Raw genomic sequence first — 16,964 nt, 5'->3', positions numbered from 1 at the left:
AACTCGACTACTTTGACCCCTAATCCGTTGATCAGGGCGTACACGAGTACGACGTGAAATGCAACGACCAGCCCTATCCCTAGCAACTTCTTGCCCGGCTCTTGCTGGCGATTTGAAAAATCCATACCTACGTCTCCTCCATTTACAACCACTATGTACAAAAATCTGTTCCTCACCCTTGATTAGCGTAAAACAACAGCAATATCAGAGGGTAAGACAACGTCACGAATTATCTTAAAACCTGCACGAAAACTAGCTTGGTGCTGATTTTGCGATTCTATACTTCAATCAAGCAAAAGATTGAAGAGGATCCTTCATTTTTTTGAAATTAGCAAGTGCCTTACGTCAAAATTACAGGCTCGGCCCTCTGTAGTCGGGGCTGATATAGAGCGAGCTAAATTATCCGGGGAACTTACGAGGAAAAATCTGACTATTCCACATCCAAAAATGTAACAAAATTACATAAAAAATACAAGCATCATTAAAAATACTATCAATTAACACTCTTTCAATTAAAATTTGTAATGGATTTGTAGTTTCATTACATAAATTTTAATGGACAGCGATCAAGTCTTCGCAAGAATACCACGTCCGCAAAAAAGAGTTGCTCATTTATAGTGATACATAGGTAACTGCATCACCAGCGGCCTGATATCGAGCCGGATATTCATCACTGTGTAAGCCTCTACACCAGTCGAACCAGAGTAATATCCTTTGCTCTCAGGTAGCTTGCTAAATACAAACTCAAAACCCTGCTCTGCATTCTCACCGTCAGGATCACCAAATGCGATCCCTCTGGCTTGCTCGTGCTTGCTATCGATTAAATCCTGCATCAGATCGACCACCACGGTATTCGCTAAAATATCGGGATAAAATTTCTTGGCGGCATTATAAGGATTTAATGGATCAATTGCACCATTCAGCTTATCTTTCGACGGTATCAAGGTTTTAGAGTCAATCCTGTATCGATCCCCGCTATCCAGATAACTCATCTTAACATTACTTGCGTTAAAAGCCTTTATTTTGTTGTCTGACGTCATATCTGTCAAATCAATTAATAGAGCCCCCTTATATCCGATAATTTCTATTTCATTACGATTACGGATCACCATCGCTGTATTTTCATCAATACCCAGACCGATCTGATAGTTTTTTGCCTGCATCGCCGGAATCATGCGCGCAAACCGTCCGCGTATCACTAAATGTTGATCTATAAAGATTTTATCGCCGATAAAACCCAAGCCCGGACCGAGTTCTTTGCCTTCTGTAACACCGTGCTGCAAAACGGATAGTACCGATTTGGGTTGATAAAACATGGTACTACTCATAATAGCGGCGCCCGCGCTGGAGCCCGCAATCACACCACCCTTTTGATAGACATTCCAGATGGCTTTGAGTACTTCGGTCTGAGTGCCGTCTGCATTAAATAGCGCCTGTGTAATTTTGCTCTGATCACCGCCAGAAAAATACACCCCGCCAGCGGCACGTATCTGCGACGCAATCTGCACATCGTTGGCGATATGACGAACATCCTGATTTTTCCACTTGACTGATAAAGGCACCACAAACGCATCTGCGCCATATAAGTTCAGCTTGGCGGCCAGCGAAGCGCCTGTATTTTCAGGGCTTGCGGCACCGGCAGGAATCACCGCAATTTTTACACTTTTTCCTCCGGCTAATTGCACGATTTTTTCCCACACCGGCGCGTTGTCTGTCCGCAAAGCACCACCAATAATCACTAGCGTACCTGCGTTCTCCGGCGACACCGGCTCTGCTGCCTGCACCGCGCCCATAAAGGAAATTAACACACTGGCCAACATTCCCATCTGCGTCAAACACATCCATTGACATGTAAAGAATTTTTTCATTTCAATCACCCTACCGATTTTCTGGTTACATCAAACTGAGTATAAAAACGGGGCGACACAAGCCACATGTCGCCCCGCTCCATATCAAACAATTTTATTTAAATGCGTAATTCACTGAGGCATAGACGAAGCGACCACGCGGATCGGTATAGCTAGGATCATACCCGGCAAGGAAGCTATATACCTGGTTCGAACGCGGTGGATTAGTATCCAGCAAGTTCTTAATACCGGCACGGAAACTCGTCGACTTATTCATCTTGTAGCTACCACTAAAATCCCATAAAGAATAAGCCTCAACGCGACGTAGCGAGCCATCAGGATTCGGATTCTGATCCTGATAACCTTGGTAGTAAGTCTGCTGCAAACTTGCGCCCCATGGACCGCGGTCAAAATCAAAGCTCAATGTATGACGCCAGCGCTGCACTACCTGTGTATCGGTAAAAACACCGACACCGTTCACTTCAGGACTGGCATTGGTGGTCTTGGTTTTATAGTCGAATACATAGGTACCGCTTAGTGACGCCGAGAACTTGCCAATATCATTTGCAGGTAAGCGCCAGTTCACGTTGACATCCACGCCAGAGGTATCCAGAGTACCGATATTGTGCGTACGTCCATCGACGGAAATAATGGCACCTGGAATTCCTGGCAAACCTGGATCTGCTGCCGCACGTACTACATAGGATTTGTTATTGACCGGATCGCTGAAATACGCGCCCTCATTAGCAAGCAAGGTATCTGATTTTTGAATACGCCAGTAATCGATCGATGTCGTCAGACTACTGCTAGGCTCATATACAAAACCGAAGGAATATTGCTTTGATGTTTCCGGTTTCAAATCAGCGGTACCGCCTTTGGTCAGATCTGGCTGAATACCGCAGTAGTCAGGGTTTTTCGTATTATCAACAGCACCCGTTTTGATACAGCCCAGTGGATCGTTATACACACCGCTAGTCTGACCGGTGCGGACAGGCTCATTCAAATCAGTTAAAGTCGGTGCACGGAAGCCGGTACCGTAAGAACCACGCACAACGATCTCTTTACTTGGATTCCAACGCACACCGAATTTAGGATTTGTCGTACCGCCTACATCGTTGTAGCGATCATGTCGTAAAGCGACTTGCGTCTCGACATTTTTTAACACAGGAAAATTAAATTCCACATAGGCGGCCTTGACGTTGCGGTCACCACCATATCCCACTGCCGCGCCATCACCGCGGATCTCACCGCTCGCCAGCAAAGCGGACGGGGTGAAGTCAAGTTTTTCCCGGCGATATTCAGCACCAATCGCAATTGCCGCATTACCGCCTGCCATCGGAAACAGCTCACGTGACGCTTTCGCGTCCAGCGAATCCGTAGCACCTCGTGAATGACGTGCTGCATCGCTGACTTTTGCTGCCTTTAGCAAAGCCTGACCATCGGCACCGGAAGGACCGAAGGGATTGATTTTGCCACTAGTAAATGCCGCATCAAATAAAGAAGTTTTGACATAGCCATCGATATATTTATCGTCAACTGTACTCACACTATGGTTGAACGCCGTATCGTAATCCCAGCCGGCAACCGTGCCTTTTGCCCCTAATACAAGACGTTGCGCTACGGCTTCAACTTCATTGGTACGGGGACCTGCCTCCGTCAAACGGAAGCCGACACGTAACGGTGTCTGATTCGTCGTGATCAGGCTAGTCGGATAATAAATGCCACCGGCACTTGGTAACGGATAGTTCAGATTACTGACCGTCAGAGGACTGATGCGGTAAGTCGTATTCGTCTGGCTATGTAATAACTCCGCAAACAAGGTCATCTCATCGCTCACAGCAAATTGACCACGGGTCAGCAGAGACAAGCGCTTGGACTCAGGGAAAACCTCTGTGTCATGCATGTAATCGTATAAGCAGGCTTTGTCTCCAACAAAGCTATGGGGTGCAAATACGGTTGCGGGTGGATTGCAATTAGGCGCACTAGGGTTCAAGCGCGATCCTGTAGGACTGCCGCTTGTCTTGGTGCGGCGCACGTTCGCCGGATAGGTGTTGGAACTGCTCACATCCAGGTTAATATCCGGCTGATACGCAGAGCCAATCCAGCTTCGCTGAGTTGAGCGCAGGCTCTGAGTATTTTGCAGATTCACAACGCCCATCACGTTATAACGATCCGTCGCAATGTCACCGATGCCACCAGATAAAGTCAGAATATTTTTACCTGCGCCGCCATGCTGAGCGCTGCCAGCATAAGCAGAAATTTCTACACCTTGATAATCCGGACGGGTGATGAAGTTAATCACACCGCCAATCGCATCCGTTCCATAAATTGCCGACGCACCATCCTTCAATACTTCGACTCTGGCAATCGCTGCGGCCGGAATCGAATTCAAATCGACACCGGAGGAATTACCCGGAGAGGCGAAATTAGCCAGACGACGGCCATTCAATAAAATCAATGTCGACGATACGCCGATACCGCGCAAGTTTGCACCATTAAAACCACGCTGCGTTCCACCGTTATCGCTAAAGCTCGCTCCATCTGTCAGCGCAGCCGCACTGGCTGAGACTTTACTTAGCAACTCGGCGGCAGTCGTCACACCACTCTTATCGATTTCTGCACGTGTCAGTATCTGGATCGGGAGTGCTGTCTCGGCATCAATTCTCTTAATCGATGAGCCGGTGATCTCAATTCTTTGCACCTTCGCAGCCTCTGCATCTACCTGAGCAAATGCTGCCGGACTGATAAAACCGAATGCTGCCGTCAAACCCAGAGCGTAACGGACCGATAAAGCGATCGTGGTCGGTCTGGTTTGAATCTTTTTACCATTCTTCTTCATTTTTACCACCTCCTAATTGATACTGTCTTAATCAAAAAACACACGTCCCAAAGGTACTGCTAAAAGTTTTAGGCAAAAGTTCGCCCCTGACCTGCAAGAGGTCATTTTTTATTTCCGGCCAGAGGTTTAGTTCAGCCGTTAATCAAGTGCTGATTTTTTCCTTCTTTGAGTCAGCAACTCCCTGCTCCCGCCTTTGGAAGTCGCCTCGAATCCATGTAGGTAAGCCGATAAAGCCTCGGTGAGTTTCATCGCCTTTTCTACATTCTTTTTATTGGATACCATCAAGCTACTGACTAAAGCCTCAATCAATGCGATCGCGGCAATAGAACTACTAGGCAACACTGGATGCGTGCTCGGCGCCAGCAACAAATAATCCCCCAGCGCCGCCAGCGGCGATGCGGTTGAATCGGTCATCGATACAATGCAAGTGCCATGGTCGCGTGCAAAATGAGCGAGCTTGATCGCATCATTCGCATAGCGTGGAAAAGAGATCAGGATCAGTACATCTTTGTCAGAAATACTTGCAAGATGTCCGGCCGCGACCTCCGTGCCGCCATACCCGACAACTTCAACGACATGCGAACAGAACGGTTGCAGGTGCAAGGCCAGCATCCCCGCGAGGTGTGCACTCAGACCAAAACCCATCACATAGACTGTGCGCGCTTTCGCCAGTTTAGTAACGACCTGGTTCAGCACATCGATAGACAGGTTTTGTTTGGTTGCATCCGTATTTGCCAATGCATATTCGAGACTGGTAATGGCCGGCGTCGTCTCTTGCGAGCGGCGCTCTATCGTATTGCGCAGTTTTTCGACAGGCTGAAATACACTCTGCAAGGTTTCAGCCACTTCATTACGCATCGCCGCATAGTTAGCAAAACCAATATCACGCGCGAAGCGGCTGATGGTTGCTGTCGACACTTGACAACTCTGAGCCAGATCCTCGATACCCAAGGCCGTTACCCGGACTTGGTTACGCAGCAGGTAATCAGCAATGCTTTGATACGATGCCGAGCCCTTGGTTAAATTCTCAATTAACTTCTTACCCAATGAAGATTGGGCAAAGGCCAGCTCTGGCGTTGCCGCCTCGGTCATATTTATTTGTGGGGTGTTCAACTTGGCCATGAATTTCACTCAATTGGATAAAACGATCACTACATCACACAAATATAAAATTGACTAAATAAATTTAACTGCCACTTTTTTGTGTTCTTGAACTGTATCTTTGATTTTGAACAAACTCAACAAATTTTGTAAATTTATTTGCATAACTTCTTTTTGTGTAAAAAATACGTCATAATGTTTTCAGATAAATAAATGAAAACGCTGCACATCCGGTATTTTTCTTTTGACCTGCGTGCACGGTGTGACATGCATATCAATATTTTTACACACGTCAGTGCCAGAGAGGATTCAGCAATAGGAATCCGGTATGAACCGCTTTGAGGCATGAACCACTATAAGGCTCAGACAGAGTCAGATAACAACCTGAATAAGGCAACAGCTTATGGAAATCAAGACGCATTTGCTTCAATCACGAAGTATTGGCTCACAACGACATCTCGTCAGCTACCATTTTGGCAGCACGAAAATCGGCCCAAAAACTTATATACAGGCCTCATTGCATGCAGATGAAATCCCGGGCATGCTGGTCGCCCACCATCTGCGCGCACAGTTAGAAACCTTAGAAAGTAGCGGCAAGATCCGTGGCGAAGTCATTCTGGTGCCGGTGGCAAATCCGATTGGCCTTGATCAGTCGATGCAAGGGGAACCGTTCGGCAGGTTTGATCTGGCTTCCGGCATCAATTTCAATCGCGGCTACCGCAATCTGGTGCCCGCCCTCAAAACAGTCCTGCCGGACTTGCTAGGCACCGCACCACTAATTAACGTCAAAATCATTCGTCAGCAAGCCCGCTCCCTACTGGAACAATGGGATCCCGTCACCGAAACAGAATCACTGCGAAAAATTTTGCAAACAATGGCATTCGATGCAGATATTGTCCTGGACCTGCATTGTGATAATCAGGCCGTCATGCATTTGTATACCGGGACGCCGCTGGTGGATGAAGTCACACCATTAGCACGCTATCTGGGTGCAGAAGCCATGTTACTGGCGACGGAATCCGGCGACGATCCTTTTGATGAAACATGCGGTCGTCTGTGGTGGGAGCTGTCTGACCATTTCGCCCCGCAATTTCCTATCCCGCTGGCATGCGTACCGGTCACAGTGGAATTGCGCGGCGAAACTGACGTGGCTCATGAATTGGCCGAGCAGGATGCCGACGCCCTGATCGCCTACCTGGCCTACAAGGGACATATAGATATTGCGGTATCTAATCTGCCGAAAGCTTTTTTTGAGCCTACCCCGCTGGAGGCCGTACTGCCAATCGCAGCACCGCATGCCGGCATGCTGGTATTTGCTAAACGTCCCGGCGACGTCGTGACTGAGGGTGACTCGATTGGAGAACTGATTGATCCTCTCACTGGAAAAACAACGCAGCTGATTGCAAAAATTAGTGGGAAAATTTTTGCGAGAACTGCGTACCGTTATGTACAGCGCGGCATGGCAATTGCCAAGATCGCAGGCAAAGTTCCGTTCCGTACTGGCAAGCTCTTGTCCATGTAATGACAGTCCGGTCGCGATACCTGGCTGTTCCGCTTCGTGATTGCCATTCAGTACTACAGTCAGCACCATGAAGTCATTAGCCGCTCTACCATCCTCAAATCTGATGGATACCTGATAGATCCTTATGAAAAATTTTAGACTCCCCAATACCTTTGTATTGCTGTTTTCCTTACTGGCATTGATTGCCTTATCTACCTGGCTGGTACCCGGTGGCAAATATGACACCCATCTGGTCAACGGCAAAGCGTTGATTGATCCGGCGACCTTCCATTACGTCGCCAGCAATCCGCAAGGCTTTGTCGCCTTGATGATGGCGCCGATCAAAGGTTTCGTTGAGGCCGCATTAATTATTGGCTTTGTATTGATCGTCGGTGGTGCTTTTGCTGTACTACAAAAAACCGAAGCGATTGATTCAATGATCAAATCGGTAGCCAAAGCGCATAACCGCTCTGCAGCGATCCGTGTAATGATCATTCCGGTATTTGTGACCCTATTTTCACTAGGTGGCGCAACGTTTGGCATGAGCGAAGAGGCTATCCCTTTCATCTTGATCTTTGTGCCGCTGGCGCTGGCGCTGGGCTACGATTCAATCGTCGGCGTCTCTATCCCGTTTATCGGGTCGCAAGTAGGATTTGCTGCGGCTTTTTTAAATCCGTTCAATGTCGGAATTGCGCAGGGTATTGCCGACGTACCGGTATTCTCAGGTTTGCAATATCGGGTGATTGTCTGGCTGATCGCGACTAGCGTAACGATCGTTTTTTTAATGTGGTACGCCGCCCGCATTAAGCGCACGCCGGAAAAAAGTCCCACCTTCGCACTCGATCAGGAAAAACGTCAACATCTGAAACACGATGAATTCGATAACTTCACCGGAATGACGACGGTACATAAGCTGGTTCTATTTTTATTTGCAACAGCCTTGATTGTCATGGTGTTCGGGGTAGTGAAATACGAATGGTTTATTAATGAAATCGCGGCCTTATTTTTGGTCATGGCAATTGTGGTCGGGATAGCTGGCAAACTTGGTACTGATGACTTTGTCGATGCTTTTTTACAAGGCGCCAAAGATCTGGTCACAACAGCGCTGGTGATCGCCTTAGCGCGCGGCACGATGATACTGGCGCGCGATGCCAACATCATCGATACCATGCTGCATGGACTGATGCCGCTGGTGCAGTCAGGCAGCCCCATCGTCGCTGCGCAAAAAATGTTCGTCATTCAGTCCGTAATCAACTTTTTTATCCATTCCGGTAGCGGTCAGGCAGCATTGACTATGCCAATCATGGCGCCGCTGGCAGATCTGGTCGGCGTATCGCGCCAGACCGCCATTCTGGCGTTTCAGTTTGGCGAATTTACGACACCGATGATCCCGACCTCGGGCATCACGGTTGGCGTGCTGGCACTCGCACGGATTCCGTGGGCAGCCTGGGCGAAATGGATGATCCCGCTGCAACTCATGTATCTGGTGCTCGCGCTGCTGCTACTGATACCACCTTGCCTGATGAATTGGTAGCTGAGAAATTGGTGACGTTACGCGGGGAATCCTGTAGGGAGAATTAATATACTCCCCTTCATTTTTTAAAAAACTGGCCTGATCCGCAAGCTATACATAGGCGTCTAATAAATACACCTACCCAGTATAATAAAGATACTTGATACAAATAAAAAAACCTGCTCAGTAAGGAGCAGGTTTTTTCTTCTTCTCTACGACAAAACCTCTGTTATACAAGCAGGCTAAGTGCCATTACGCAAATTTTGCAGCGGTCTCGGCAACACGCTTACCAAATAATTTGGCAGTTTCCAGGTCGCCTGGCAAAGGCCCCTCTTCCGGTGATGAGTCGGATGGTGATTGCGTCATCAAACCTGAAAAACTGCCGACATAGTTAATATCGTTGCGCTGGGCGGCCTTGCTATTGGCTGGCATCAGACCCGTCCCTACCCAGATCATCGAATGCTGTTGCGACAGTGTGAACAGATAATGCAACGTCGAGAGCTTGTCGCCATTCATAGTCGCCGAATTGGTGAAAGCGGCTGCGATTTTATCTTTCCAGACCTGGGAGTACCAAGGCTTAGACGATGCGTCGGCGAATTTTTTAAATTGCCAGGACACAGTGCCCATGTAGGTAGGCGAACCAAAAATGATCGCATCGGCCGCAGCCAGACTCGCCCAGTTTGCCTCAGTGATATTGCCTTCGGCATCTATGGCAATCAATTCTGCTGCAGCCCCTGCCGCTGCTGCACCGGCGTGCACGGCTTCTGCTGCTTTTTTAGTGTGCCCATAACCGGAGTGGTACACAATCGCTACTTTTTTCATCATGTTTCCTTTATCGATAAGATGTTTTGATTTCCTTACTACGCCAGACCTGCCGTTTAGTGGGGCAGGTCAAACACCAGCACTTCCGCGTGCTGACCTGCTGTCAGCACTAACAACTCTTCTTGCTGTAACTTCACTGCGTCGCCTGCTGACAGCGTTTGTCCATTCACAGTCAACATGCCGCGAGCCAGATGGACGTAGGTCAGGCGATCCGGCTGTAAAGACAGACTGGCAGCCTGCTCTCCGTCAAACAAGCCAATATATAAACGGGCATCCTGACGAATCGGGATGGAACCATCAAGCCCATCGGATGAAGCAACCAAGCGCAAACGTCCAAGCTTCTCCTCGCGGCTAAAATTCTTTTCCTGATATGCCGGTATGGCATTGATGCGATCGGGCTGTATCCAGATTTGTAGCAAATGTGTGGGCTGGACTGGCGAAGGATTAAATTCCGAATGGCGCACACCAGTGCCTGCACTCATATATTGGACATTCCCTGGATAAATCGTGCTCCCGTTACCCATGCTATCTTTGTGTGCAATCGCACCTTCGAGTACATAAGTGATAATTTCCATATCCTTATGCCCGTGCATGCCAAACCCCATTCCTGCGGCAATCCGGTCATCGTTAATCACACGCAATGGACCAAAGCCCATATGTGCCGGATCGTAATAATCAGCAAACGAAAAACTGTGGAAAGATTGTAGCCAGCCATGCTCGGCATAACCGCGTTGATCAGACTTATGAAGTGTCAGCATTGTGTTCTTATTCAAATAATTGATATGATGTAGTCCAATATATAGGTGGACTACCGCCAGTAACAGGGTAGTTTTTTCTATCTCTTGTTCAGTTTTTTTGTATAAGAATTGTGACCTGATGAATATTACGCTGGAAGCCCTGCAAATCCTTGATGCCATCGATCGCAAGGGCAGTTTCGCGGCCGCCGCCAGTGCGCTCGATAAGGTGCCGTCCGCCATCACCTACAGCATTCGTAAGCTGGAAGAAGATCTCGATGTCTTGCTGTATGACCGGCGTGGCCACAGAGCCAAACTCACTATCGCGGGTCAGGAACTGCTGACGCAAGGGCGACATTTACTGCAAGCCGCCGGAGAACTAGAGCAAAGAGTCAAACGTACCGCGACTGGCTGGGAATCGGAGCTAAGGATCGTCGTCGACGGCATTATCCAGTTTGACAATCTACTTCCTTTGATACAAGAATTTGAGCAGCAGAATTGCGGCACGAGGCTGCGCATTTCAGAAGAAGTATTGTCCGGCGTCTGGGAAACCTTGTTAGACGGTCGCGCCGACCTAGCGATCGGTGCCGCCTACGATGGCCCTGATACTCTGCGCATGCATGGCGACTACCAGACGCGCCTGATGGGCAATATCGATTGGGTTTTTGCCGTCGCCGCCAGACATCCGCTGGCACAAGCGACCGAACCGCTGACAGCGAGCGTGATACAAAATTATCGGGCCATCGTGGTCGGCGACACCGGCCGACAACTACCGTCGATTACGGCGGGTATCCTGACCGGACAAGATACGCTGACTGTACCATCCTTGCACGCCAAGCTGCTGGCACAAATTGCTGGACTGGGTTGCGGCAACCTGCCGCGCGCATTAGCTCAACCGCATTTACAATCCGGTGCCTTGATAGAAAAATCTCTGGAAGAAAACCGACTATCAGGCACCAACCGGATCGCCTGGCGCAGCAATAATAAAGGCAAGGCGCTGCATTGGTTTTTGCAAAGGCTCGCCGATCCTGTGGTACAGCGTATCCTGCTGGGAAGCATTGCATGATGCAGTCTAATTACTCCGGCTATATCGGTCGTTTCGCGCCTTCACCAACCGGACCGCTGCACATGGGCTCACTGGTAGCGGCAATGGCGAGTTATCTCGACGCTAAAGCTCATCAAGGAAAATGGCTGCTAAGAATCGAGGATCTCGATTTTGACCGCAATGTCAAAGGAGCCGGGCAATCGATCATTGACACACTGCAACGCTGTCAATTGCAGTGGAACGGTGCAGTCGAATGGCAAAGCCGACGAACATCGTTATACGAGGCGGCTCTTCAGCAATTAGGTGACGCAGTGTATCCCTGCGGCTGCTCGCGTAAGGAGATTGCCGATTCACGTCTGAATAACCATACATCATTGGTTGCCGTCTATCCGGGCACCTGCCGGACTGGCCTGGTGGCAGGAAGGCAGGCACGCTCATGGCGACTTAAAGTACCAGCCGGAATGCATAGCAAGATTCATTTCCACGACCGCTGGCTGGGACCACTCAGCCAAGACCTGGAGAGTGAGGTCGGCGATTTCGTTTTAAAACGCGCCGATGGGTTTTGGGCTTATCAACTCGCAGTCGTCGTTGATGATGCAGCGCAGGGAGTAACTGATGTGGTGCGGGGTGCGGATTTACTAGATTCGACCGCACGACAAATTTATCTGCAAGAGATACTGGGATTGCCGCGTCCGCGTTATCTGCACATTCCTGTGGTGGCAAATGCCAGCGGCGAGAAACTGTCGAAGCAAACCGGAGCACTGGCAATCGATGTCAGCGGACCGGAACAAGATATTCTTGCAAATGCCTTGCTGCCTGCGGCACGTTTTTTGGGATTGACTGATATGGCGCCGGGAGCGCATGCCGATATTGCTTCATTCTGGCAGCAAGCCATTCTGGCCTGGCAGCGACGATTGGAACAATATGCCAATGCAGCAACCAGTTAGAAAAGCTATTTGATCGCTACCGATACCTTGTCATACGTATCAGTAAGCAGATCATCAGGATTTAGAAAATCCACCGAGCAAGGCGGCTCTTTTTTGCGGTTTCGCTACCGATGCAGGTGATGTCGACGTTGGCAACGACGCAGCCGATGTTGAGGCAGGCGGTATCGTGGTGGCACTCGGTTCGTAAGGTTTTAAAAACCACGGATCGACTTTTTCCCTAGGCTGATTAAACGTGCGTGCAGGGCGTTCAAATGTTTTTGCTGCAGGTTTTTCAGCATCAAAAGAACGTGGCTTTCGCTCTGCATGAGCTGGCGTTTGCGCCACAAAACCTGCCAATTGCAACTTGACGATTTTTTGCTTGATCAGTTTTTCAATATCAATCAGCAAGCGCTCATCTTTATCGGTATGCAAAGAAATCGCATCTCCCGAAGCACCGGCACGACCGGTACGGCCAATACGATGCACATAATCCTCAGCATTGTAGGGAAGATCGAAATTAATCACACAAGGCAATTCAGCAATATCCAGGCCACGCGCAGCAACATCCGTCGCGACCAATACTTCGACTTCACCACGCTTGAATGCTTCGAGCGCCGCCATACGTTCATTTTGCGATTTATCGCCGTGAATCGCCGATGCTTTAACACCTTGCTTAACCAAATGAACCGCCAGACGTGAAGCGCCAATTTTCGTATTGGAGAACACGATGACCTGCTTCAAACCACGCTCACGGATAATGAACGAGACAGCATCACGCTTCTCTTCCTCTGCGACTTTGTACAGAATCTGCGTGACATTATCTGAGGTCGCATTGCTGCGGGCGACTTCGATCGTGACGGGATTGGTCAGGAAGCTCGCGGCAAGTTTTTTGATCTCAGGTGAAAAAGTAGCAGAGAACATCAGGTTCTGGCGCTGCTTAGGCAATAAGTTGATGATGCGTTGCAGATCGGGCAAAAAGCCCATGTCCAGCATGCGATCAGCCTCATCCATGATCAGGATCTGGGTCTGCGATAAATTGATCGTTTTTTGCTGAATGTGATCGAGCAAACGACCAGGCGTTGCAATCACAATCTCAACACCTGAGCGCAAAGCAGCAGTCTGAGGCGCCATATCCATACCGCCAAATACCACCGTAGAGCGCAATGGCGTGTGACGCGAATAAGCCTGAACATTTTCTGCGACCTGATCCGCCAACTCACGAGTCGGCGTCAAAATCAAAGCACGCACCGGATGCCGCGCAGGTGATGCACTGCTACTCGCATGCGCCATCAGCAACTGAATAATCGGCAATGAAAAACCAGCCGTCTTGCCAGTACCCGTCTGTGCAGCCCCCATCACATCGCGACCTTGCAATACGACAGGAATGGCCTGAGCCTGAATCGGCGTAGGATGAATATAACCCTGGTCAGTCAGCGCGCGCAGAATTTCTGGACATAGTCCAAAGTCAGCGAAACGCAGATCTGAGGGAAGTAAATCTTGAGACTTAGTATCAGTCATGGTAGGGATGGTGGGCCTCCCGTGAGTCGAACACGGTACCAACGGATTATGAGTCCGCTGCTCTAACCAACATGAGCTAGAGGCCCAATTCTTTCTGCAAGCTAAGCTGCTTTAATCTGACGAGATAAACTCATCAGGGTTATGCAGGCATCGCTCAATGCTGTCACCTGCAAATTGTTGCATTCAAAATTTTAAATGCAAACGCAAAACAGGCGTCGAAAAAACCGACGCCAATTGTATTACATTAATTACCTTCTAGGAAGCTTTTCAGCTTATCTGAACGCGATGGATGACGCAATTTGCGCAGTGCTTTTGCCTCTATCTGGCGAATACGCTCACGTGTCACGTCGAACTGTTTACCGACTTCTTCCAAAGTGTGGTCAGTCGACATTTCAACACCAAAACGCATGCGCAAAACTTTAGCTTCGCGCGGCGTCAGTGAATCCAATACATCTTTGACGACATTGCGCATTGATGCATGCAAGGCTGCGTCTGCTGGGGCCAATGTGTGATTATCCTCAATGAAATCACCGAGATGCGAATCATCATCGTCACCGATCGGCGTTTCCATCGAAATCGGTTCTTTAGCGATCTTCATGATCTTGCGGATCTTATCTTCCGGCATTTCCATTTTGATTGCGAGCGTTGCTGGATCAGGCTCTACGCCGGTTTCCTGCAAAATCTGACGCGAGATACGATTCATCTTATTGATGGTCTCGATCATATGCACAGGAATACGGATCGTACGCGCCTGATCAGCAATCGAACGAGTAATCGCCTGGCGAATCCACCAAGTTGCGTAGGTCGAAAATTTATAACCGCGGCGGTATTCGAATTTATCGACGGCCTTCATCAAGCCAATATTGCCTTCCTGGATAAGATCAAGGAATTGCAAGCCGCGATTCGTATATTTCTTCGCGATAGAAATTACCAGACGCAAGTTTGCCTCAGTCATTTCGCGCTTCGCTTTACGCGCTTTCATTTCGCCAGCCGACATCTTTTTATTGATGCCGCGCAAATCTGGCAAAGGCAATACGACACGGGCCTGCAAGTCGATCAATTTTTGCTGAAGTTGCTGAACGGCTGGAATATTACGGCCTAACACAGCGCTGTAAGAATGTCCGGCATTCACTTCGCCCTCCACCCATTTCAAATTAATTTCATTGCCGGGGAAAACTTTGATGAAATGGCTGCGCGGCATATTGCAGCGATTAACCACGACTTCCAGAATCTGCTTTTCCACATGACGGACTTCATCGACCTGACCACGCAAGGTGTCGCACAACTTTTCAACCACTTTTGCAGTAAAGCGCATGCCCAGCAATTCGTTGGAAATCGCCTCTTGCGCTTTCACATACGATTTGGAGTTGTAGCCCTCTTTTTCAAATGCCTTACGCATTTTGTCAAAGTTGCTGGAAATGATATCGAACTTCGCCAGAGAATCACGTTTGAGTTGCTCGAGTTGCTCAGCAGAGATGGCAGCAGCGCCAGCGGCACTTGCTTCTTCATCTTCCTCTTCTTCCTCTTCTTCCTCTTCCTCTTCTTCGTCTTCCTCTTCGGCTACGACTACAGGAACCGGCTTTTCCTCTTCTTCGGCGGCATTAGGATCGACCAGACCATCAACTAATTCATCAATCTTAATTTCATCATTACGGATACGCTCAGCGGCAACAAGAATCTCTGCAATCGTGGTCGGACAAGCGGAAATCGCCTGAATCATGTCCTTCAGACCTTCTTCGATTTTCTTTGCGATGACGATTTCGCCTTCGCGCGTCAGCAACTCAACCGACCCCATTTCGCGCATATACATGCGGACCGGATCAGTCGTACGACCAAAATCGGAATCGACTGTTGACAGCGCTGCTTCGGCTGCCGCTTCGACTTCATCATCATCATTGGTAACGGTAACGACGTTATCTGACAGAAGCAAAGTTTCGGCATCTGGTGCACGCTCATAGACCGCAACACCCATATCATTGAATGTACCGATAATGCCTTCGATTGCTTCTGGATCAACGACGTTTTCTGGCAAGTGATCATTGATCTCGGCAAATGTCAGGTAGCCACGATCTTTGCCCAGTTTGATCAGAGTTTTCAGCTTTTGGCGACGACGCTCCAGTTCCTCAGCCGTAGCCTCTGGATCAGCAGAAAATGCATCTTTCAACAACGCTTTTTCTTTTGCTTTGCGGTCCTTGGCTTTGGCTTTGTCGATAGCCTTCATTTCAGCTCGTTCGACAGCATTCAAAGCGGCAATTTCTTCGTTTTCAGGCTGATATTCTTTTGGTTTGCGACCGCGACGACCAGGAACTTTTACACCCGGCAAAATATAACCAGATGTATCAATTGCTGCCAGCACGGCAGCATCAGTGGTTTGGCTAACGGCAGGCGCGGATCCGGATTTAATTTCCTGGATCTCTGGCGCTTTGTCAGACTTGGCTGAATTCTTGGTTGGCTTTATCACTGTCTTTGAATCGGTTTTGTTAATTGTCACAGAAGCTTTCAATGGTGCAGATTGTGGCTTGTCCGTTTTTTTGCCCACACCTTCAGAGGCGTGTTTGGCAACTTCTTGGGACTTGCGATCAGCCGCGGCTACCGGCTTTGCATTCTTGCTGGTTATTACTTCCTTGCCAGACGCTTTCACGTTTGACCTGGCCTCGTCTTTTACAATACCTTTGGTTTTAGGCTTGTCGGCAGCGGCTTTCACTGCACTCTGTTTTGCTACGGGCTTTACCACTTTAGGCGCTTTAGTGTCTTTCGCAACCTCTTTTTTGGAGGCAGGTTTAGTTGGTACTTTACTTACAGACACCTTGGTTTTACTCGCACTGGCGACATCTTTTTTTGACGAGGCTTTAGCAATAGGTTTCGCTGGCGCCACTTTGGCGACCACTTTTTTTGCTGCTGAGGATGTCGGAGTTTTCGCGGGTTTCTTCATTGCTTTAGCCATTGAATCAAACCTACCGGAACAGAGATGGCAGCCTGTCTCATACAAAAAGACAATACTTAAGCGGCGAATCATATGATTCGCCGCGACGAGTAATGTCCTTTTCTATGTCAGACTACCCGAGTCTCAGCGCCGGTGTTTTGGGTTACTCGGAGGAGCATTACGCTCACCTAAACA

At 48.8% G+C, this 16,964-nt stretch carries 11 protein-coding genes and 1 tRNA gene; 4 read left to right on the top strand and 8 right to left on the bottom strand.

Annotated elements, in window-relative coordinates:
* Positions 1-608: 608 nt before the first annotated feature.
* The 3 genes from ACO0K3_RS13885 to ACO0K3_RS13875 form a co-directional block, all read right to left on the bottom strand.
* A complete protein-coding gene (locus tag ACO0K3_RS13885; protein WP_422985511.1) occupies positions 609-1,868 on the bottom strand; it encodes a cyanophycinase in 1,260 nt (419 codons plus the stop codon).
* Positions 1,869-1,962: 94 nt separating this feature from the next.
* Positions 1,963-4,686 (bottom strand): TonB-dependent receptor, encoded by a 2,724-nt coding sequence (locus ACO0K3_RS13880; protein ID WP_422985509.1) that lies wholly within the window; start codon positions 4,684-4,686, stop codon positions 1,963-1,965.
* A 138-nt stretch (positions 4,687-4,824) separates the two neighbouring features.
* A complete protein-coding gene (locus ACO0K3_RS13875; protein WP_422985507.1) occupies positions 4,825-5,808 on the bottom strand; it encodes a MurR/RpiR family transcriptional regulator in 984 nt (327 codons plus the stop codon).
* 382 nt (positions 5,809-6,190) lie between these two features.
* Here ACO0K3_RS13875 and ACO0K3_RS13870 point away from each other — a divergent pair, with 382 nt between their 5' ends.
* Entirely contained in the window at positions 6,191-7,309 is a 1,119-nt protein-coding gene (locus tag ACO0K3_RS13870) for a succinylglutamate desuccinylase/aspartoacylase family protein (RefSeq protein ID WP_422985505.1), read from the top strand.
* 124 nt (positions 7,310-7,433) lie between these two features.
* Positions 7,434-8,822, top strand: a complete 1,389-nt coding sequence (locus ACO0K3_RS13865; protein WP_422985503.1) for a YfcC family protein — start codon at positions 7,434-7,436, stop codon at positions 8,820-8,822.
* 231 nt (positions 8,823-9,053) lie between these two features.
* Here the strand turns inward: ACO0K3_RS13865 and ACO0K3_RS13860 are convergent, their stop codons facing one another.
* On the bottom strand, positions 9,054-9,623 hold the full coding sequence (locus ACO0K3_RS13860) for a flavodoxin family protein (protein WP_422958236.1): 570 nt from the start codon (positions 9,621-9,623) through the stop codon (positions 9,054-9,056).
* A gap of 56 nt (positions 9,624-9,679) precedes the next feature.
* A complete protein-coding gene (locus ACO0K3_RS13855; protein WP_422985501.1) occupies positions 9,680-10,381 on the bottom strand; it encodes a pirin family protein in 702 nt (233 codons plus the stop codon).
* Between the two features lie 118 nt (positions 10,382-10,499).
* Between ACO0K3_RS13855 and ACO0K3_RS13850 the strand changes: the two genes are divergently transcribed.
* Positions 10,500-11,423 (top strand): LysR family transcriptional regulator, encoded by a 924-nt coding sequence (locus tag ACO0K3_RS13850; protein ID WP_422985499.1) that lies wholly within the window; start codon positions 10,500-10,502, stop codon positions 11,421-11,423.
* The gene (gene gluQRS, locus ACO0K3_RS13845) at positions 11,423-12,349 is read left to right on the top strand and encodes a tRNA glutamyl-Q(34) synthetase GluQRS (RefSeq protein WP_422985540.1); all 927 of its coding nucleotides are present in this window, start codon (positions 11,423-11,425) and stop codon (positions 12,347-12,349) included. Before ACO0K3_RS13850 ends, gluQRS begins: the two co-directional genes overlap by 1 nt.
* Positions 12,350-12,403: 54 nt before the next feature.
* Here gluQRS and ACO0K3_RS13840 read toward each other — a convergent pair whose 3' ends face one another.
* From ACO0K3_RS13840 to rpoD, 3 genes are all read right to left on the bottom strand, one after another.
* Positions 12,404-13,846, bottom strand: coding sequence for a DEAD/DEAH box helicase (locus tag ACO0K3_RS13840; RefSeq protein ID WP_422985497.1), 1,443 nt, complete (start codon positions 13,844-13,846; stop codon positions 12,404-12,406).
* Between the two features lie 8 nt (positions 13,847-13,854).
* Positions 13,855-13,932: transfer RNA gene (locus ACO0K3_RS13835), tRNA-Ile, on the bottom strand.
* A gap of 158 nt (positions 13,933-14,090) precedes the next feature.
* Entirely contained in the window at positions 14,091-16,778 is a 2,688-nt protein-coding gene (gene rpoD, locus ACO0K3_RS13830; protein ID WP_422985495.1) for an RNA polymerase sigma factor RpoD, read from the bottom strand.
* Positions 16,779-16,964 lie beyond the last annotated feature (186 nt).

The organism is Undibacterium sp. Rencai35W, from assembly GCF_049340185.1.
Classification (GTDB): domain Bacteria; phylum Pseudomonadota; class Gammaproteobacteria; order Burkholderiales; family Burkholderiaceae_D; genus Undibacterium.
Note: the sequence above shows the minus strand (reverse complement) of the source record. Positions and strands in the feature narration are given on the sequence as shown.